This is a genomic window from Photobacterium sp. GSS17 (genome assembly GCF_028621875.1).
Classification (GTDB): domain Bacteria; phylum Pseudomonadota; class Gammaproteobacteria; order Enterobacterales; family Vibrionaceae; genus Photobacterium; species Photobacterium ganghwense.
The window spans coordinates 2,290,488-2,310,398 of sequence record NZ_CP117517.1 but is presented as its reverse complement, the minus strand read 5'-3'; the positions used below and the strand labels follow the sequence as shown (position 1 = coordinate 2,310,398).

Sequence of the window (19,911 nt, the reverse complement as noted above, 5' to 3'; positions counted from 1 at the left end):
CGGTGGCCAGCTACCTTTTCTGTAGTTTGAGTGTGCAGGTTTATGATGAAAGCGCAAAATGAATGGTGGCGGACTGCAACGGTTTATCAGATTTATCCGAAAAGTTTCTGCGACAGTGGCAGCAAAGGCACGGGGGATATTCAGGGCATTATCTCTAAGCTGGATTATCTGAAAACGCTGGGGGTGGATGCTATCTGGCTGACGCCGGTTTATCGCTCGCCGATGGTGGATAACGGCTATGACATCTCGGATTACTACGCGATCAATCCGGAATTCGGCACCATGGCGGATTTCGATGCCCTGTTGGCGCAGGCGCATGAAAAGGGTATCCGGATAATCATGGATATTGTGGTCAACCATACTTCTACTGAACATGCCTGGTTTCAGTCGGCGTTGGGGGATAAGCAGAGTCCTTATCGCGATTACTATATCTGGAAAGACCCGGTAGAAGGCGACGTCCCGAATAATTGGCAGTCGAAATTCGGCGGCAGCGCGTGGGCACTCGATGAGGCAACCGGTCAGTACTATTTGCACTTGTTCGCCACGGAGCAAGCGGATCTGAACTGGGAAAATCCGCAGGTACGGGAAGAAGTGAAGCAAGTGATCAGCTTTTGGGCGGAAAAAGGGGTCGATGGTTTCCGGCTGGATGTAATCAACCTGATTTCGAAACAGCAGGATTTCCCGAATGATGAATGCGGCGATGGCCGACGTTTTTACACTGATGGCCCGCGGGTTCATGAGTATCTGCAGGAAATCAGTGAAGCCGTTTTCCGGAAATACGGTTCGGTTACAGTGGGTGAGATGTCGTCGACGACCCTTGCACATTGCCAGCAGTACTCGTCACTGGATGGTAAAGAGTTGTCGATGGTGTTCAATTTCCACCACCTGAAAGTGGATTATCCGAACGGCGATAAGTGGACCAAAGCGCCATTTGATTTCATCCAGCTTAAACAGATTTTTAATCACTGGCAGACCGGACTGAACGGCAAGGGCTGGGGAGCACTGTTCTGGTGTAACCATGACCAGCCTCGGGTGGTCAGCCGTCTGGGGAATGACACCCGCTACCGGGTTGAATCCGCGAAAATGCTGGGTGCATCCGTGCACATGATGCAGGGTACGCCGTATGTCTATCAGGGTGAAGAAATCGGTATGACCAATCCGGGTTACACTAGCATTACCCAGTACCGCGATGTGGAAAGTACCAATATGTACGACATCATGGTGAAACAGCAGGGGATGAGCGATGCGGAGATGCTGGCCATTCTGGCGCAGAAATCCCGTGATAACTCCCGAACGCCAATGCAGTGGAACGACTCGGCCTACGCGGGTTTTTCTCAGGCTGAGCCATGGCTGGAAGTGGCGGGTAATTACCGTGAAATCAACGCAGAAGCAGCGGTGGCAGATGAAGACTCCGTGTTCCATTTTTATCGCCAGCTGATCAGGCTGCGTAAAGAGGTGGACGTGATCACTACTGGCGACTATACCGACCTGATGCCGCAGCATGAGAAATTATTCTGCTACAAGCGTGAGTCAGACAGCCAGATTTTGTTGTGTATCAATAATTACTATGGCGAGTCGGCGGAGTGTCAGTTACCAGAAGCCCTGGCTGTATCAAATGGGCAGTGCCTGTTGTCGAACTATTCTGCGGTAATGGCGCAACCGATGGCATCGTGCTTTACCATGCAGCCTTATGAAACCCGGATTATTCTTATCGCGAAATGATGGTTTGGGTAGTACTGAGTATCACCATGAAAAAGAGCGCCGTTTGGCGCTCTTTTTGTGTTTAATGTCAGTGATGTGGGTGCTCAGCTCACCCCGGGCATCTTGCTCACGATCGGCATTCAGTTGACTGAAGGCACTTGCGAGGCCAGCAGCCAGATCGCCAGCACAAAAAAGATCAGCCCCATGAATTTGTGCTGATTGGTACGGAATTTTTCGTTTTTCAGCAGTGGCTGACCCAGGCTGCCAATCATGGTGACCAGAAACAGATTAAACAGCAGGCCGAGCACATTGAGTAGCAGTCCCAGTACCAGCATTTGCTCGCCAGAGCTCGCCGTTACCTGTGAGGATACGAATTGCGGCAAAAAGAGAACAAAGAAAATCAGCGCTTTAGGATTTAGTAGATTACTGATCACCGCCCGTCGATACAGGGTTGTCGCCAGGCTCTGGCTGTTTTGTACTTCCGGTGTATCAGCCGGCTGAGTGCGCATACAGTCCCAGCCCATTTTCAGCAGATAGGCGCCGCCCAGTACCCGCAGGACTTCCAGGGCGAAAGGGTTCATGGCAATCAGTGCCGATACGCCCATGGCCGCCAGCAGTGTCAGGATCAGGCCTGATGTTGCATTCCCCAGACTCGCAAACACGCCCACTTTTTTGCCATAGCTCAGGCTTGAGCTGGCGATCAGTAACATATCCGGCCCCGGAATAAGCAGCAGGGCAATCACAGCAGTGAGGTAAACGGGCAGTATGGAGAAATCAATCATTTGCTTATCTGGGTTGGTTTAGAAGGAGCTGGATTCTACCGATTGTGATGGTCAAATTGAACTGTTTTTAACTTGATTGGTGGTAATTAGATCTGTTTTAACATGATTGAGTGGAGAGATGTTCTGATTTGTGTGGTCAAAAAAACATCACACTGAAAGTATGGCGTGAGCTGGCTGGCGTTTTACGCGTTCTTTTCACATCTGCCCGGTATTTTTATAGCAATCAATTAACGTCATATATACAATCAATTGCTTACTTGGTGGGTGAGTGGTTTTATCGTGACGGGATTGTGTGATCTTGGGCGGTAGCATATTTGTCGTTAACCGGTTAACAATGGGGAAGGCGGATTTGCAACTGTATATGCCCTGTGATGTCTATCAGATTGTGCTCGATATACTGACCCTTTTTAAGCCTCATTAATAGACTGTGATGAGAGTACTGACCGGATAGTAAGTAAGGTGCGACAGTGCGCAATCACTTCTATAGTTATCAGTTCACTCTCAGACCATAGCTATTTGAAAAGGACACGTTATGTTTACAGGAATTGTTCAATCAGTGGCATTCATCGATGACATCAGCGATGAAAACGGAATTCAAACCTTTATCCTGAAGTTTAAAAAAGGCTTTTGTGACGGGCTGGAAGTTGGCGCCAGCATCGCCGTTGACGGTGTTTGTCTGACTGTAACGAAAATCCTGTCAGAAACACGGGTCAGTTTGGACATCATGTTGCCGAGTCTGGAGACGACGGCGTTGGATCGCTACCTGAAAGGGGATATCGTCAATGTTGAGCGAGCCGCCAAGGACGGAGCCGAAATTGGTGGCCATCCGTTGTCGGGTCACATTGATTTTCACACACCGATTTTGCAGATCACCCGAATAGACGATAATCACTGCCTGCGCTTTGTGCTATGTGACGAGTGGAAGCGCTACATTTTCCCGAAAGGTTATATTGCCATTAATGGGGCCAGCCTGACGGTATCTGCTGTGAATAAAGACTCGGGCTGGTTTGAAGTCTGGCTAATTCCGGAAACCCGCCGTACGACAAACCTGGAAGCCAAGCGAGTTGGTGAACATGTGAATGTGGAGATTGAGCGGGGTACGCAGGTGGTGGTTGATACTGTCAGAGATACCCTGACTGAGAATCTGGGGCCGCTGATGCCAATGTTTGAAAAGCTGCTGGCTGAACAGGGGATCGATATGAATGCACTGGCCCAACCGGCTAAAGAGCAGGCATCGTCGTTGCCTTGTCGTGAAACGTCCTGATTACCTTTTGGTAAATGCGCCAGTTGTCTGCGGCTGGCGCAGTTTCTGACGGCCTGGACAGCCCGAGCCGGTGCTTACGGAACCGATAATAGTGTCCGCCGAGTAGGACAACCCCTTTGCTGATTTTATCAATGAACAGTTTAGCCATACTTAGCCACAACTCATCACACCTAGCTAGTCACGTTGTGCAGTGAAGTAGGATGGGTGGTGGTAAGCACAACAGATAAAGGAGACAGACATGGAACGTTCCGATAAATCCGGCCTGATTGTGCTGGGGATATGCGTGCTGCTTGGCCTTTCGGCGTTAGGCTATATTTTGGGTCAGGCTGCGATTCAGTACAAAATGTATGACCGCACCGTCACGGTGAAAGGGTTGTCAGAGCGCGAGTACAAGGCTGACATTGTGATCTGGCCGATCCAGTTTAATGTAGCCGGGAATGATCTGACGGAGCTGTATAAGAGCATTGATGACCAGACCCATAAAATTCGCACTTATCTATTGAGAAATGGCATCGCAGAGGCGGATATTTCCGTGTCATCACCGGCGATTACCGATAAATCGGCACAGCAATACGGTAATGATGCCGAGGCGAAATTCCGTTATACCGCGTTTCAGACAGTGACGGTGTATTCCAAAAATATTGATGCCGCCCGGTCGGTCATGAGTTCGTTGTCTGAATTGGGTAAACAGGGCATTGTTTTTACCGGGGATAACTACCAAAGCCAGACTGAATACCTGTTTACCCGTCTGAATGACGTTAAGCCGGAAATGATACAGGAAGCCACCCAGAATGCCCGGGAAGTAGCCGAAAAATTTGCGCAGGACTCTCACAGCGATTTAGGCAAAATTCGTAAAGCCTCGCAGGGGCAATTCAGCATTGCAGCACGGGATCGAAATAACCCTCATATCAAACGTATCCGTGTTGTTTCAACCGTTGAGTATTACCTGTCAGATTAATCGTGCAGATGGCGTAAGGGTGCAAAAAACGTTGCCCTCACGCTGACAGTTCTGACCCAAGATCTCTCTATAAACCATCATCGTTTCAGATGCCATGCCGCTTCGGCGGCAAGGTATTCCTCCTGAGGCATTCCGTTCTTGAGCCTGTTATTGCACCGTCAGGGTATTCGCTGGTGGTTCAAGCGGCTTTGCTGTTTCAACGCTCAAGCATCAAGCCGAGAACGACCCACACATGGACATCGATTGTCGTGAGCATCGCTTGTCCTGAGAACCGTTTGCCGTGGGAACTGCTAATGACGTTGTTTGTTATCCGGAATTGAGTGCATTTTCATTACGCCTTTTCATTTATCCCTTTTTCAATTTCTCCTTTGATCTCTTTGTTTCACGATATAGGACGCTATTAATGGCCCAAATTACCTCAATCGAGCAACTGGGTGAGCTCTACAGCCAACCAAGTACCCGTGCTGCCAATAAGTCACTGTATGAACTGGATGGCTATACCCGAACGTTTATCGAGCATTGTCCGTTTTTACTGCTCAGTAGCGTGGATGAGCAGGGGATGACCGATGTCTCTCCGCGAGGTGGCCTGCCGGGCTTTGTGGCTATTTTGGATAATAAAACCCTTCTTATACCGGACAGCCCCGGCAACAACCGTCTAGATACCTTCCGCAATCTGCTGGAAAGACCGGGAATCGGTCTGATGCTGATGGTGCCAGGTGTCGAAGAAGTCGTGAGAATAAAGGGGACCGCCAGCCTGCACGATGACGAAGAGTGGCTGGCACGTTGTCTGGACGGAAAACGCCCGCCAAAACTGGTCATTAAAGTTGATATTCAGGAAACATTTTTCCACTGTGCCAAAGCGATTATGCGGGCAAAATTGTGGGACGGTACCTTTACCGTTGACCGTGATATTCTGCCTTCTCTGGCTAAGATCCTCAAAGAACAGCAAAATCTGGACGGAGAAGCCATGGAGCAGAAAGAAATGGTGGATTACTACCAAAGTACACTGTAACCCTTGAATACCAGTCTTTGATCGACAGAGCAGCGTCAAGACGGCGACGCAGCATCGAGAATGGGATACTTAACCATCAGGAAATCACCGTGAAGAGTACGGAAACCCTACACATTAAAACCGTGGATGTTGATGCACACTATCCGCAATGCCTCGCGTTTCGTCGCGAGGCATATCAGTGCAGCTTTGGCCATACTGACGGGTTTGATGATGCGTTTGAGGATTATGAAGCTCGTATACGCAGTCGTCTTGAATTACCGGAATGGCGTTATGAACATGTCTGGCTGGGAGATGAGATTATTGGTCAGTTGGAATACAAAGCCTATTCTTTTGAGCCGGGTTTGGGTTATGTGCATCTGATTTATCTGGCTCCCGAGTATAGGGGAGCCGGAATAGCAGATAAGCTGCAACATTACCTAGCCAAGCAGTTTCTCTCGCTGGGGTGCCAGGGTGCAATTCTCTCTGTCAGTAAAACCAATGTCAGGGCTCTCAGGCACTACCAGAAAAACGGTTGGCATTTTCTGAAGCCCAACTGCCAGAAGCCGCCAAAGCAAACGGATTATTATCAGGTGCGATTCCAGAGCCTGCATCAGTGCTAAAGCCTGTATCAGAGCTAACACCTGAACCAGAGCGAAAGCCCCATGGAAATGTATGAATAACACATGTCACCCAAAAAATGCCCCCGTCAGTCTCTCAACTCGCACGGCCGGTGAAGACGACTATGAATTTTTGTTTCAGTTGAAAAAGGCCGCCGAATTCGGACCAATCAGCGCCGTGTTCGGGTGGGACGAAGCACTGCAGCGTGAATTTCACCATGATGAGTGGTCTGCGGCCAAGCCCGAGGTCATCTGTGTCAATGGTCAGCGAGCCGGCAGCTATCTGGTGGAAGAGCGGAATATCAGGGATAAACTGACCAACGAAAGCTATCCGGAACTGTATTTCTGTCGTTTCTTTCTATTGCCTGAGTTTCAGGGCAAAGGCATCGGGAGTGCGATTCTGGCACGGTGTGTCGCGCAGGCTGACAGGAGGCGTAATCTGATGCGTTTGTGTTATTTGCAGGGAAATCGTGTCGGGGAGCTGTATCTGCGATTTGGCTTTGAGATTGAAAACCAGGACACACAATTTGTCTATATGGTAAGGCAGCCTGCCACATGAGTTGGGAGACACGTTGTTATCTCAAGCAGTACATACTCATGTATTTACCGCAGCTATCTGCCGCCATGTGAAAAGGTTCAGGGAAGAAAAATGAACAACAAACAGGTAACCGACGCGTATCGTCGTTTTGAACGTCAGGGACTGGTGCTGGAAGGCTTTCGCAAGGAAGTAACCCCCAATGTTGTCAGATTCGTATCTGACGGCGAGTCTGGCAGTTTTATTAGTTTTTTCGAGGTGCCAGAGCAGGACGCTGACCAGTTGATTCAGCAAGAGATTGCTTACTTCACCACCCTTGGCAAAGACTTTGAGTGGAAAGTCTTCAGTACCGATGAACCAGCGGGGTTTGGAGAAAAACTGGTATCGCAGGGATTCGTGAAGGAATCAACAGAAAGCTTTATGGTTCTGCCACTGCCTGTTTCTCAGGCTACAGAGACAGAGACAGAGACAGAGATAGAGACAGAGATAGAGACAGAGACGGATGCAGTTGAGATAGAGCCAACACGCTTTGAACCTGACCTGGCATTACGTTCTGAGGCCGTATCAGTCGTTGAAGTGATTGATGAAGCTGGTATCCGCGCGGCCATGTCGGTACAGGAGCAAGTGTTTGGCGGTAATTGGGAGGATCACACCGCTGAGTTAATTGCCACTAAGCAGAAAAGGCCGGATGATCTAAAAATCTATGTGGTGTTCGATGCGGAGATGCCGGTTTCATCGGCATGGCTCCGCTTTACCGAAGGTAGCCCGTTTGCCGGGCTATGGGGCGGCGCGACGCTCGACAGTCATCGCGGTAAAGGGTATTACTCGGCACTGGTGAAGCGTCGAATTCGTGACGCGATGGCTAAGCAGAAGCAGTACCTGACCATCGACGCGTCTGAGATGAGCCGAGTTATTGTTGAAAAGCATGGTTTTCAACATGTTGCGATAACATCCCCTTATTTGTGGAAGCCAACGCAGGAATAGCTTAAGCGAAAGCAGCAGTATTGACTTACCGGGTATAAAAGCGCCTGACATGGAACCCAATGCAGTAAAAACAGTGCTAAAAACCCACTATTCAAAGGAGTGAGTACGGTGAATATCGGCATATATATCTACGACAACGCAGAAGTGCTCGATTTTTCGGGGCCTTTTGAGGTGTTTACCACCGCGGCAAGAGTTGCCGGGCTCGACTGGCAGGTTTCACTGATATCCGAGCATGGAGGGCTCGTCACGGCTCGGGGAAATTACCTGGTTCAGTCTCATTACAGTCTTTCGGCGCATCCGCCGTTGGATGTGTTGATTGTGGTAGGAGGTGTCCACAATCAGGAGCTGACCAAGCCGGACGTATTGGCGTGGGTTCGTCAGATGTCAGAGCAAGCCTCCTGGGCTACCTCGGTTTGTACGGGCGCATTTATTCTGGCCAAAGCCGGGGTGCTGGACGGGTTAACCGTTACCACTCATTGGGAAGATATTCCTGCATTAACTGAACATTTCCCGGCCTTGAACGTTGTCAGCAACCAGCGCTGGGTCGAGCAGGGGAAAGTTATCACCTCGGCGGGGATCAGTGCCGGTATCGATATGAGCTTGCATCTGGTTTCCCGGCTGGAATCGGTTTCACTGGCTGAGCGCACAGCGCGGCAAATGGAGTATGAGTGGCAGGGTAACAAGCAAGGGTGAAAAGAGCGATTAGTCGCAGCGTCGGCTTGGCCGACGCTGAATGAGTCTTTCATGATGACAATTGGCGAGTGACACTCTTGATGCTCAGATGCTCAGATGCTCAGATGCTCAGATGCTCAGATGCTCAGATGCTCAGATGCTCAGCAAAGTGTGTCGTTTTTGCGGGCTTCGTTCTCTGAGTCAGTCAGTGAGAAGTGACGTTTTACATTTGTTTGAAGGCGTAAACAAAACAGGAAATCGACAAGAACAAGTAGAGAAAGCGCGTTATCTTTTGCCAGTTCTCCTCGTTGAGTGACCACCGTTTTTTATAGGTGGTAAAACACAAGGTATACATCGAATGTATAAAAATGACGTTACCAGCAAAAATAACAATTAATACGAAATAATGAATATTCTCATCGAGGTATAAAGGGTAAACCGAGGTAAAAAAGAGCAACGCTTTAGGGTTAGTGACACTAATGAGAACGCCACTGAGCATTTCATGATTCCTTGCCATTTTTTCGCGCAGAACAACCTTTTTATTATGGGGTTTAGCCGCGGCCAGCCATAGAAAGTAACACGCACCAAACAGCGTTACCCATCCCAGCCCTCCAGGGATATGGCGATCAACCCGAAGCAGCATCTCATGAGAGAAATAGCCAACCACCAGAATACCTATTGCGACGCCAATATAACCTCTGATCGCCGTTCCGGGACCTTTCGTCAGGGTATTGGTTATCGTAAAGACAACCGCCGCACCGGGGCTTGCAACAGTCAACGCAGATATGATGAAGTAAGTAACGAGTGAACTCATGTAGGTAACCTTGGGAATCATTTTTGTGTCATCAGAGTACCGGGTTGCCAAAAAGATAATAATATCAATACGGTTTAAACATTTTTAACTAATGGTTTATGGTTACCCGTTTGGTCTAACTGGTGGAAGGTGTCATGGACAAATTTAAAGCTATCGAAACATTTATCACGGTGTGCGATGAAGGTAGCTTCACTAAGGCATCAGAGAAGCTTGGCGTGTCCGTGACCATGGTCAGTAAATATATTAATTTCTTAGAGAAAGAAATCCGGCTGAAATTGATTAACCGCAATACGAGAAAGCAGGAGATCACCGAAGCGGGAGCAATGTATTTAAGCAGTTGCAGAGCTATTCTGCGTGAGTTGGCAATAACCGAAAAACACCTTGAAAGCTACGCTACAGTGCCTGATGGAAGAATACGGATCTGCGCTCCGACCAATTATGGGACGTATGAGCTTTGCCCGTTATTACATGCCTTTAGTTCACAGCACCCCAATATTCGTATTGAACTGACTTTATCTGATGAAATTTCCGACATTATTGAAGATAAATACGATTTTTATTTTCGTGTGGGGCAATTATCCGATTCAGGTTTTATTGGCATGCAGGTTGGGGAGCAGCAGATGAGGTTCTGTGCTTCACCGACATATTTGGAGGCACACGGCACGCCAACGACTTTAGCCGATCTTAATGACCATAACGTGCTTGCTTTCAGCCCTTGGTTTGCAGGTTCTTCATTTAAACATCGTTTTGACCTGACGCCGTTATCCCTCGATGCGTCGACATTCGTTAGCAATAACGGCAACAGCTTGCGAATCTGCGCAAAGCTGGGTGCTGGTATCATTCTCCAGCCTTTGCCTTTGTTGGAAGATGATATAAAACGGGGCGAGCTGGTGGTTATCCTTGAAGATATCAAGCTGGAGCCTAGGCCCGTTTTTCTGATCTATCAAAGCCGCAATTTGCTTCCCGCCCGAATGAAGCTATTTATCGACTTCATTAAACAGTCCAGCAGTCAACGTAAAGGGATCTATCGGTGTTAGCCGTCTTCCTTTATCCTAAAAAAACGCTGTATCTTCAGAGTAATAAGTAAAAAACGGCATCAGACTCGCCGCTGTGCGGAAACAGAAGAGGGAGCTTAATGCTCCCTCTGGTTGCGGTTGCGGTTGCGGTTGTGATTGTAGTTTCGATTTGTCTGTTTGACGCTTACTGCGTTTGCTCCAGCAGATGGGTTTTCAGGAACTTGTCCATCGCTTCATAGGCAGCAAGGCGGTTTTCCAGTGAGTAGAAACCATGCCCTTCGTTTTCTTTCACTATGTATTCCACTTCCACGCCGCGATCACGTAAGGCCTTCACGATTTGGTCCGACTCACTTTTGACTACGCGCGGATCTTTTGCCCCCTGCAAGACCAGTAAAGGTGCTTTGATGTTCTGAACATGGAAGACCGGTGAATAAGCGTGAAGCATTTTGGCTTCTTTCTGATCCTGCGGGTTGCCGACCATATCGTGCAACATGGCCAGATAAGGCTTCCAGTACGGTGGAATGGCATCCATAAACGTGAACAGGTTAGAGACGCCTACGTAGTCGATACCGCATTTATACACATCCGGAGTGAAGGTGACACCGGCCAGCGTCGCATACCCCCCATATGAACCGCCATAGATGCACACATTCTCTTTACTGGCGAATCCTTGGTCGATGGCCCAGGCTACGCCGTCAGTAATGTCGTCCTGCATCGACTGACCCCATTGCTTGAACGACTTTTCCCAGAACTCGCGCCCATAGCCGGTTGAGCCACGGAAGTTCATTTGCAGTACGGCGATACCGCGGTTGGCAAACAGCTGAACTTCAGGATTAAACCCCCACACATCCCGCGCCCACGGGCCGCCGTGCGGCAGCACCAGCAGAGGCAGATCTTCAGCTTTACGGCCTTTCGGTAGGGTCAGGTAGCCGTGAATCAATGTACCGTCGCGTGAGGTGTACTGTATCGGCTTCATCGTTGCCATGTGTTCCGGCTTATGCCACGGGGCATTGTCGGCCAGCTTAGTCAGTTTGTCTGCCGTGCGGTCATACAGGTAGTAGCTCGGACGGGCAATGTCGCTGCTGGTGACGACAATAAACTTCGTCTCATCGCGGGTGGCGTTGTTAATCGAGACTTCACTGTCGGGAAAATGGCGTTGGAGTGCAGCGAACATGCTTTGAAAGCCATCGTCCAGAAAATGGTGTTGCACCTTGTCGGTAATGTATTCAATGCTGACCAGTTTGTTCAGATGGCGGGAATAGAAGGCATCTTCCACATCCACGTCCGGATGAGAGAATATTTCCCGAATTTCACGGTTGTTGGCCACGTCATACTCGACGATCGCTGCTTTATCACGGGTGATACGTGAAACGGCATACAGGTTGTTATTGTCCGGGGTGAAAGCAATGGGGTTGAACGCTTCTTTGTAGCTCAGCTGTTTCAGCGGGCGGAAACTCCCTTGCTCGTTGTCCCGGTATAGCACCGCCGTATTCACGCCGTCGGTGGTCTCTATCGCGCGGATAATACCGTTATTGTCAGTCAGCCACTCGGTCACGTTCCCCGGGTTTTTCGCCACTAACTCACGCTTTCCGGATTCTAGGTGATAACGGTACACATCAAACACTTTGGGATCGCGCTCGTTACTGGTCAGCAGAATTTCATCTGGTTGATTTTCCAGCGTATCAATCACAAAAGCCTGAGTGCCCGTCGTCGGTGTGATGGCTTTTTGTTTGCCGGTGACGACGTTGACCATGACCAGATGGTAGTTTTCATCGCCACCGGTATCGCGGGAATAAATCAACGTGTCGTCATCGACCCAGTTGAAATACGCGATATCCCGTTCTGTCACATCAGTCAGCCGTGCAACCTTGTCGGGTTGGTCGGTCGGATGGACGAAGATGTTCATCCGATCCTGCCACGGCTTCAGCATGGCAATAAAGTCGCCATCCGGTGAAATCTGGTAGCTGCGCACCACGCTGTTGCGGAAAAAATAGTCAATCGGATATTCCGGAGGCACTGACTCAGCCGCTGAAGGCGTTGTGTTGGCGGTCGGTTGTGTCCCCGACTGGCTGCATCCGGCCAGTAATACGGCCAAACTGGCTGAAAGCAGTAACTTGCCTTGTTTCATTGTTGTGCTCCATGGTTATTTTCCAAGTCATCGTTTATGGTTAAAAAATACCGACGCTGATGACTTGCTTTATAGGCATGGTTTAGTCAGCTAATTTGCAAGTAAGTTTTTGCTGTCAGGAAATATTACTGATATTTAAGCCGTTAATGGGATGTCGGTAACGCTTTTGTTACATTTGGCTGGGGTAAATCATACGCTAGCCCCGTTTTCGGTAGCCGACAACGTGCGAGATAAAGTGTTTGGAAAACCGCTCGTTGAAACGAAATCCATAGCCTATGTCGGTGTCATTCAGTTTGTCCCAGCCGGTTGTTTCGAAATACTGATTGATATCGTCCACCGCGTCTTCGGCATCAAGCAGGTGTTTTTTCTGCCATTGGTAAGTATTGGACACAACCAGTACACCGCCAGAACGGGTACTCTGCTTCAGGGCATCCATGATGGTCAGCGGAGACTGACACTGATCCAGCACATTAAGACAGACCGTTAAGTCGGCTTGGACGGTCAGGGTTTTTCCGTCAAACGGGGCATTGATACAGGTGATCTCGCTGTGCTGGCAGGCGCTGGCTATTACGGTGGTATCAATGACAAGGCTGCCCCGCTCATTGAGACCTTGGATGTAAGGAAAGGCATAGCAGCCCGGTGTCATCAGCAACTTCTGACAGTGACTGAGCAATCGTTGAGAAGGCTCAACAAGCCAGCTTTGACGAATCTGGGGAAAGCGTCGCAGCGTTTCGTAGGTGACACGCCCGAGGGCTGGACCCACTTCCAGATAGTGGCTCGGTGCCACATCGGCTTGTTGGCAACAGGCCGCAATAAACTGACTGACCTCGCGATAAAACGGAGAAATAACAAAGGCATCTGGTACGGGCTTGGAAGCACAAGCCAGTGGGGTGTTGTCACCCTGAGCCCGCAATACTTCCAGCCACTCCGCCTCAAAATAAGCACCCAGATTGCGTTCTTCGCAGTAAAAATCGTCCATATTGCTGTTCTCCGACCTAGCTTTTTTATCCGAAATAGCTTCTTTATCCGACATCACTCTTTTCTCAGGCATAGCCTTTTTCTGGCACAGTCCTTTTCTTCGTCATCGCACTGTTTTCTGAGATGGCTCTGTTCTCAGACATGATGCTGTTCTTCGATTTAGTACTGATCTTTGATTTAGCACGGTTCTCTGATTGAGCATTGGTCTCTGACAAAATGCCGATCTCGCTCCGCGCCACGTGTCACTGTGCCACCAACTGACAAAAGAAATTCGGGAGCCGCGAGGATTAAAGCACAATGCATTCAGTTGTTTATGCTGAAAAAGAAAGTTTGAGATCGCAGTGGATTAACCGGCAGAAAATGGGATGAAAAAAAGGGAAGGGCACAAGTGCGCTTCCCAAAGGTTTCGAGTCTTCTGTTATTTTTGTAATTCGTTGAGGTGATCTGGTTTAGCTGTTCAGGAAATGTCCCATTTCCCGGTACACCTGTTCGCATTCGGCCTGAACCAGATCTTCCATATTCATAAAGGTATGAATCATGTCTTCAAAATGCAGGTGACTGACAGGAATGTCGTTGTCCTCAAGCTGATTGACATACGCAAACCCTTCATCACGCAGCGGGCAGAATTCTGCTGTAATAACAAATGTCTCCGGCAAGTTAGGAGTAAATTCGCCATACAGGGGAGATGCCTGATAGCGGTTTTCACCGTGACGGAAGTAATTGTCAAAATACCATGCGATTTTGCTGGTGTGCAGCAGATAGCCGATGGCGTTCTGCTCCAGTGACGGCATGCTCATGGTGTAATCCAGGCTGGGGTAAATCAGTACCTGGCGATGAATTGAAACGCTGGCATCAAACTGCGCCAGACGGCTGACGCTGGCAGCCAGTGCACCGCCACCGGAATCCCCGCCAATCGAGAGCTGTCTGGCATACCGGACGGCTTGACTTTCGAGCGTTGTCCAGAGGTGTTTGACCACGTTATAGGCATCATTTAAACCGGCCGGATACGGGCACTCCGGTGCCAGGCGGTATTCGACGGAAACCACAATGTGTTGGGTGGTGAGGGCCATTTTCCGGCAAAGCGGGTCATAGACGGTGACGCTGCCGCCCATATGGCCGCCGCCGTGAAAATACACCAGAACCGGCAGTTCGCGAGTAGGGTCCGGGTGGTAAATACGCACCGGCACGTCGTACTCTTCCCCGGCGACAATGTCATCTTGTACCCAGGCGATAACCGGCGAGGTGGTGACCAGCCCTCTGGTGAGGTTGGCCAGTCCTTCCCGTGCGTTGACAGGAGTCGCTTTGAAGCCGTTTTCTATCAGAATCGCTAGTTGCTCGTTAAAAACGGCCAACCATGGCTGAAGTTTGGGGCTGACTTGTCGCATCCTTGATCTCCTGTATCCTGAAATAAATTACACCCGGCGTGTTGAGGGAGACAATTGCTCAGCGCGTTTTCCTGTTTCTGGCAGGAAAAAGCTGGCTAAGAAAAATGTCGAGGAACAAGCGACAGCAAAGCTGGCTGCAACCGAAATATTACCGGTGCTATCTGCCAGCACACCTGCGAGGTACATCAATATCGTTTCAATAATGTATGACACTGACCAGAACATACCAAAAATAACCGTGATTTTTGCCGGGTTCATGCCGGGTAACTCCTGAGGCAGGGTAATTAAACAGGTCATTGGCATGAACATAAAAAATCCTGCCAGAAAGGCTGCGGCGTAAGCCAGTGCCGGGCTGCTGGTTGTAATCATGATGGCAGCACTTGCCGTCATGGCGAGGCCGCAATAACGAATGACGGGCACCCGTAACGGATACCGTTTGGCCATGATGATACCTGCAACGGTTCCCACCATACCTGCCGCGATCATGATAGAAGACAAATACTTAGCCTCGACGGCAAAGGTCGGGACCAGAGGGAACAGCGAAAAGACTGCGATATAGCAGAACAACAGTCCGGAGTAGGCAATGGGCAGCCACCAGTTAACCGGCTCTTTCATGCCATCGGACAGGGAATAAGTTTCTGCTGGCGTGGAAGATTGGGAGGCTTGAGAAGACCCCGTCAGGGAGAAATCGTCACTGATCACCCACCACACTACGAGTATCGCGAGGCTTGCTATCGAAATAGCGGAGACAACCTGCTGCCAGCCGTCAAAAACCGACAGCATGAGGCCGGTCAGGAGCAAAGCCATCAGATTACCGGTGTTAAAAGCCGCCGCATTGATGCCATTCACGACAGGACGCTCTTGTGAGTCAAAGTATTTCACCACAATGGGGTTGAAGTAGACGATCACGAACGCGCCGCCAAAGCCCATAATCAGGCGGGAAAACACATACAGCGGGTAGTTAGAAGCAAAGGCGCCGAGAATGCCGGCAACGATAAGCAATGAGGCAAAGGTAAAGGCTTTTTTCGGCCCCAGTTTGATCAGCACCCAGGCTGCCAGCAGATTACCGACAATTTTGGCAATGGTGATGGCGTTGGTTATCCAGGTGGCAGACGTCATCTCTTCCACACCATAATGCAGCATGATGTCCTTTGTCATCATGGCTCCGGATACCCAAGACATGGCAAACAAGGCATAGGTGAGAAAGATGACACCTTCGATTAAGTGCTTTTTCTGCATCGCTATCACTCCCTGTGACTTTGCTGAACGTGATTGGAGAAAGAGGCGCGCTTATTAATGGTAACGATTATGGGCTGCCCCCGGTTACTTACGTCGCATCCCTTGTTATCGGCTTGCCCCGTTGGCCACCTATTCCCATTGGCCACTCATCATTATCTCCCTGCCGTCATTGGCAGACTGTGTTTACTCTAGCGGTTTACGGCCGAAAGGATTATGCCGATTTCGCAAAATACTGTTGTGTGATCTCTGACAGCTATTGGGAGGAGAGCTAAATTTGAAAGGGCTTGTTTGGGAAGGGGGATTTATCAAGATAGCGTCCTCTACTGCCATGCCTGCCTGTAATACCGGTCTCAATTGCCGCATTGCGTTCAGGAGCGGCAGCCGTAACGTATGTTGCACCACAGCTTGCGGGAAAGATTCGATAAAAACCGCTAAATTCATTCGGATGTTGCGATAAAGTATAAAGATTACGGTGGTTTGAATCGGAGCAATGAATGCTTAACTTTAATCTGGAAGATGTCAGTCAGGTGCTGGTCGGGGCTTTTGCGCTGGCTGTGCCGATTTCTTTTTCGGAAGAAGCCTGGCGGTTGGGTGAAACGCTGCCGTTACCCAATTTACTGATGTTGCTGTGTTTATCGTTGTGCTTTCTTGGTTTTTTTGCGTATGAAAGTGTTTTTCAGGGCAATATCAGACACCGGGTCTTTGGTTTTTTCTTCCGTGTGGTGGTGGCATACCTGATCGCGGCAATGGTCGTGGGGCTGGTGTTGCTGGCGCTGGATAAACTGCCTCTGATGACTGACCCGTTAATGTCATTACGGCGGGTTATCGTGATTGCGATGCCGGCATCGATGGGCGCCATTGTGGTAGACAGTTTCGATAAGGAATAACGCCCTAAAAACCAGCGAATTAAGCCTAAGACTCGCGTTAACGAAAAGAAGTGTGTGCCCGGCAATCCAGAAAATAGCGATAAAACCTGGCCGTCGGGAGTGAATAAATAGCCGGGTGTCTCACCCTTGAAACCGCCGCTTTCAGCCATATATTGATCCGTAAGGAGCGATGAATTTTTCGCCTCTCGTTGATAATTTTGCTGGGTGCGCTGCCATGAAAACCAAGTCTCTGATGGTGTTGCCGGGCATTCATTTTGAAGTGAGTGAAACGGCATCCGATAGCCGCAGCCGTGAATGGCCGGCGGCTCAAAGTTTTCCTGTTTTTAAAAATGACACGGCCTTTACAGTGCCAAAGGTCCACTTTGTGGTCGCACTGTCTCCTGATGCCGTCATCGGGGCGTTATTGCGCCAGTACTATCCGCAGCATCTTCACTAGCGGAGTGGATGCCGTGTTAAACGGCTGAAAGTGATGTAAAAAGATAAAAGTGATGTAAAACAGATAAAAGGGTCGAATGCTCTTGTGCTGAAGATGCTTGAGTTGATGGCTTTGCATCGATGATATTGAATTGACGAAGCGGCAGCGTCTCTGAGTGTTCAGGACGCTGCCGATTTTGTTTTGTGCCGTTTTTATTTTTACCACGGTCGCCATGTGTCACTTCATATGCGTCTGCCCGGCGTCGTTCTGCTTCGTATAAATGAGCTCTGTATGACATCGCTGATTATTGGCTTGGCGCAGCTTCACTCTTTTCCAGGCTGGCCGTACTCTGGGTAGTATTCGTCCTCGCCGCCAGTTTATTGGCCAGCGAGTGCAGCTCCGGTAGCATGCGCTGAATCAGGTGTAACTGCTGCAGAACCATGCGGGCAGACGTACAGTCTTCATCCCGCCATTGGGCCAGACGCTGTTCCAGAAGGCTGTCTGAATCCGGTGCTTGTGCGCACACGTTGCCGTCAAGTTGTGCGGCCAGACAATCCAGATGCGCGTGGATCTGCCGGTGCGCCTGGGCAACCAGATGGTGCGTCTGCTCATCCTCCAGTCGGGTGCGGTGCGCGCCTAATGCCGAAATGTAACTCAGCATGGCATGGTTCAGGGTCAGAAAGCGGAAGCACTCATCGGTGGCCATCCGGTAACGTCCAGGCTCAGACAGCATGTTGCTGATCGCCGTGCTCAGCTGGGCATCGGTATTATGCGCTTCTCGGCGGGCAATCCGGTAGCTCAGGCTGTCACGCTTGCCGATACGGTACTGGCCAATAATCTGGCCCAGATAATCCCGGTTGGTCTGTATGGCCGCTGCCATCACCTTATGCAGGCGGCGAGCCTGCCAGTCCGGCAAAATAAAGCTCACCGCCAGCACCGCCAGTAAGCAGCCCAGCAGGGTATCGCCAAGGCGCGGCAGGATAACCGCAAAGCCTTCGCCTAACTGATTGAAACAGAACAGTACCAGCAGAGTGATAAACATGGTCGCCAAAGCGTAACTGGCCGCGCGGAAAGCGAAAAACAGGACGCCCGCTAAGACCATCAGTACCATCTGGCCTTCCTGACCCGGAAACAGAAACAGCAGAGGCATGCCGATTAACAGCCCGGCCAGAGTCCCGATAACCCGCTGCTTTAGACGTTGGCGGGTGGCGCCATAGTTGGGTTGGCACACAAACAGGGTAGTCAGCAGAATCCAGTAACCACGTTCTAAATCGAGGAACTGAATAAAGCCGTAGCCGACGGTCAGTGCCACGGCCATCCGAATGGCATGGCGGAACAGCATCGAGTTGGGATTCATCTGACTGATCAGCCGCTGCCAGCGCTCTTTCATGCTGTGCGCTTCGGTATCGGCCAGCTCTATGTCACTGTCGGTCTGGGCGGCATCGGGATTACTGACATTTGACAGCTGTCGCTCCACCGTCGCCAGGTTATTGAACAGATAATCCAGCTGGCTGAGGAAAATACGGTATTTGGGGTTTTGCTGGTTCTTCAGGTACAACAGCGATTCCTGAAGTTCATCCAGATTCCTGACACTGTCGGCGCCGTGAGAATAGGGTTTGCCCATTGCCAGAGCATCGGCAATTTCCCGGCAAGCATTGGCTTGGCTGGTCAGCAAGCGCTGGAACCGGAACAGGACGTCACTGCGCAGAAATTCTGCTGCCAGATCCTGATAACGGTAATGGGATGAACTGGCGCGTTCATGAATATCTTGCGCCAGAAAGTAAATTTTGAGGAAACGGTCACCGCTCGGGTTCAGATGTCCCCGCCGAACGCGGCGCAGCAGGTTTGCTTTGGCATTATTCAGCGCCGTCACCACTTTGGCATTTTGGCTGGCCGCCTCGATACGAAGCGGCTGTGGGTTCATGTTGGCGATGGGCTCAAACAGTTTGCTCTTGCAGTCCAGGTAGCTGGCAAATTCCGAGAAAACCGCCGCCAGTCCTTGCTGAACCGGCTGATTCGGCCACAGGATATGCCAGGTCAGTGACAATACCCCGTACCAGGTGGCGCCGCTGAGCAGAAGCAGCGGCTGATACCAGAGATTGGGACTTTGTGCGGCGCCGAGCATGGTATAGACCGCCAGCAGCAACGAGGCGAAAGCAATCGTGGCGTAGCGGGCACCGATCGCGCCCAGCATGATAAAACCGAAGGTCGAGATAAACAGACCCAGGGTGAATAAAATCGGGTAAGGGAACAGCAGTTCAATAGAGAAGGCGGCGACGGCGAAACAGGCCAGTGTCATCAGCAGCGATTTGATGCGACCACTGAGACTGTCATCGGTTTCAGCCAGTGCCGAGGCAATAATACCCAGCACCAGCGGGGTTACTTCTGAATTCGCATCAAAATACCAGCAAGGAAGGGCTACCCCCACCAATGCGATAAGTACCCGAACACTGAAATTAATACGATCTTTTGCCCAGTATTGGCGCAGGGTCAGTTTGAGTGGGTGACTTTGCATGGTAACTCTATCAATCCGTCGGAGTGCCTA

Annotated in this window: 19 protein-coding genes; 11 read left to right on the top strand and 8 right to left on the bottom strand. The window is 50.2% G+C overall.

The window, feature by feature from the left end; all coding sequences use genetic code 11:
- Positions 1-45: 45 nt before the first annotated feature.
- A complete protein-coding gene (gene treC, locus PGW97_RS10325) occupies positions 46-1,722 on the top strand; it encodes an alpha,alpha-phosphotrehalase (protein ID WP_273859663.1) in 1,677 nt (558 codons plus the stop codon).
- Between the two features lie 119 nt (positions 1,723-1,841).
- Here treC and PGW97_RS10320 read toward each other — a convergent pair whose 3' ends face one another.
- Positions 1,842-2,483: a LysE family translocator gene (locus PGW97_RS10320; RefSeq protein WP_047883428.1), complete on the bottom strand. Its 642-nt coding sequence runs from the start codon at positions 2,481-2,483 to the stop codon at positions 1,842-1,844.
- A gap of 532 nt (positions 2,484-3,015) precedes the next feature.
- Here PGW97_RS10320 and PGW97_RS10315 point away from each other — a divergent pair.
- From PGW97_RS10315 to PGW97_RS10285, 7 genes are all read left to right on the top strand, one after another.
- Positions 3,016-3,747, top strand: a complete 732-nt coding sequence (locus PGW97_RS10315; RefSeq protein WP_047883429.1) for a riboflavin synthase — start codon at positions 3,016-3,018, stop codon at positions 3,745-3,747.
- Positions 3,748-3,985: 238 nt separating this feature from the next.
- Positions 3,986-4,705: an SIMPL domain-containing protein gene (locus PGW97_RS10310; RefSeq protein ID WP_047883430.1), complete on the top strand. Its 720-nt coding sequence runs from the start codon at positions 3,986-3,988 to the stop codon at positions 4,703-4,705.
- A gap of 403 nt (positions 4,706-5,108) precedes the next feature.
- Positions 5,109-5,717, top strand: coding sequence for a pyridoxamine 5'-phosphate oxidase family protein (locus tag PGW97_RS10305; protein WP_273857266.1), 609 nt, complete (start codon positions 5,109-5,111; stop codon positions 5,715-5,717).
- 89 nt (positions 5,718-5,806) lie between these two features.
- Positions 5,807-6,316, top strand: coding sequence for a GNAT family N-acetyltransferase (locus PGW97_RS10300; protein WP_217392770.1), 510 nt, complete (start codon positions 5,807-5,809; stop codon positions 6,314-6,316).
- 52 nt (positions 6,317-6,368) lie between these two features.
- Positions 6,369-6,872, top strand: a complete 504-nt coding sequence (locus PGW97_RS10295; RefSeq protein WP_273857264.1) for a GNAT family N-acetyltransferase — start codon at positions 6,369-6,371, stop codon at positions 6,870-6,872.
- Positions 6,873-6,962: 90 nt separating this feature from the next.
- Positions 6,963-7,832, top strand: a complete 870-nt coding sequence (locus tag PGW97_RS10290) for a GNAT family N-acetyltransferase (RefSeq protein ID WP_273857263.1) — start codon at positions 6,963-6,965, stop codon at positions 7,830-7,832.
- 108 nt (positions 7,833-7,940) lie between these two features.
- Complete coding sequence (locus PGW97_RS10285; RefSeq protein ID WP_273857262.1) at positions 7,941-8,525, top strand: DJ-1/PfpI family protein; 585 nt, start codon at positions 7,941-7,943, stop codon at positions 8,523-8,525.
- A gap of 202 nt (positions 8,526-8,727) precedes the next feature.
- Here PGW97_RS10285 and PGW97_RS10280 read toward each other — a convergent pair whose 3' ends face one another.
- Positions 8,728-9,318 carry a LysE family translocator gene (locus PGW97_RS10280; protein ID WP_273857261.1) on the bottom strand — a complete coding sequence of 197 codons (591 nt, stop codon included), beginning with the start codon at positions 9,316-9,318 and terminating at the stop codon, positions 8,728-8,730.
- A gap of 134 nt (positions 9,319-9,452) precedes the next feature.
- On the opposite strand from PGW97_RS10280, the gene PGW97_RS10275 reads away from it, so the two are divergent.
- Positions 9,453-10,355, top strand: a complete 903-nt coding sequence (locus PGW97_RS10275; RefSeq protein ID WP_273857260.1) for a LysR family transcriptional regulator — start codon at positions 9,453-9,455, stop codon at positions 10,353-10,355.
- A gap of 163 nt (positions 10,356-10,518) precedes the next feature.
- Here PGW97_RS10275 and PGW97_RS10270 read toward each other — a convergent pair whose 3' ends face one another.
- The 4 genes from PGW97_RS10270 to PGW97_RS10255 all read right to left on the bottom strand — a co-directional run bounded on the left by PGW97_RS10270 (position 10,519) and on the right by PGW97_RS10255 (position 16,064).
- Positions 10,519-12,462, bottom strand: a complete 1,944-nt coding sequence (locus PGW97_RS10270; RefSeq protein ID WP_273857259.1) for a S9 family peptidase — start codon at positions 12,460-12,462, stop codon at positions 10,519-10,521.
- A 196-nt stretch (positions 12,463-12,658) separates the two neighbouring features.
- Positions 12,659-13,513: a hypothetical protein gene (locus tag PGW97_RS10265; RefSeq protein WP_273857257.1), complete on the bottom strand. Its 855-nt coding sequence runs from the start codon at positions 13,511-13,513 to the stop codon at positions 12,659-12,661.
- A 376-nt stretch (positions 13,514-13,889) separates the two neighbouring features.
- The gene (locus PGW97_RS10260) at positions 13,890-14,825 is read right to left on the bottom strand and encodes an alpha/beta hydrolase (protein WP_047883439.1); all 936 of its coding nucleotides are present in this window, start codon (positions 14,823-14,825) and stop codon (positions 13,890-13,892) included.
- 27 nt (positions 14,826-14,852) lie between these two features.
- Positions 14,853-16,064 (bottom strand): MFS transporter, encoded by a 1,212-nt coding sequence (locus PGW97_RS10255; RefSeq protein ID WP_273857256.1) that lies wholly within the window; start codon positions 16,062-16,064, stop codon positions 14,853-14,855.
- 494 nt (positions 16,065-16,558) lie between these two features.
- Here PGW97_RS10255 and PGW97_RS10250 point away from each other — a divergent pair, with 494 nt between their 5' ends.
- Positions 16,559-16,951 (top strand): DUF2391 family protein, encoded by a 393-nt coding sequence (locus PGW97_RS10250; RefSeq protein WP_273857255.1) that lies wholly within the window; start codon positions 16,559-16,561, stop codon positions 16,949-16,951.
- A 214-nt stretch (positions 16,952-17,165) separates the two neighbouring features.
- The gene (locus tag PGW97_RS10245) at positions 17,166-17,387 is read left to right on the top strand and encodes a hypothetical protein (RefSeq protein ID WP_146149689.1); all 222 of its coding nucleotides are present in this window, start codon (positions 17,166-17,168) and stop codon (positions 17,385-17,387) included.
- Positions 17,388-17,403: 16 nt separating this feature from the next.
- Here PGW97_RS10245 and PGW97_RS10240 read toward each other — a convergent pair whose 3' ends face one another.
- Together PGW97_RS10240 and yccS are read right to left on the bottom strand one after the other, a co-directional pair.
- Positions 17,404-17,664, bottom strand: a complete 261-nt coding sequence (locus tag PGW97_RS10240; RefSeq protein WP_273857254.1) for a hypothetical protein — start codon at positions 17,662-17,664, stop codon at positions 17,404-17,406.
- A gap of 6 nt (positions 17,665-17,670) precedes the next feature.
- Complete coding sequence (gene yccS, locus PGW97_RS10235) at positions 17,671-19,881, bottom strand: YccS family putative transporter (RefSeq protein ID WP_217393788.1); 2,211 nt, start codon at positions 19,879-19,881, stop codon at positions 17,671-17,673.
- Positions 19,882-19,911 lie beyond the last annotated feature (30 nt).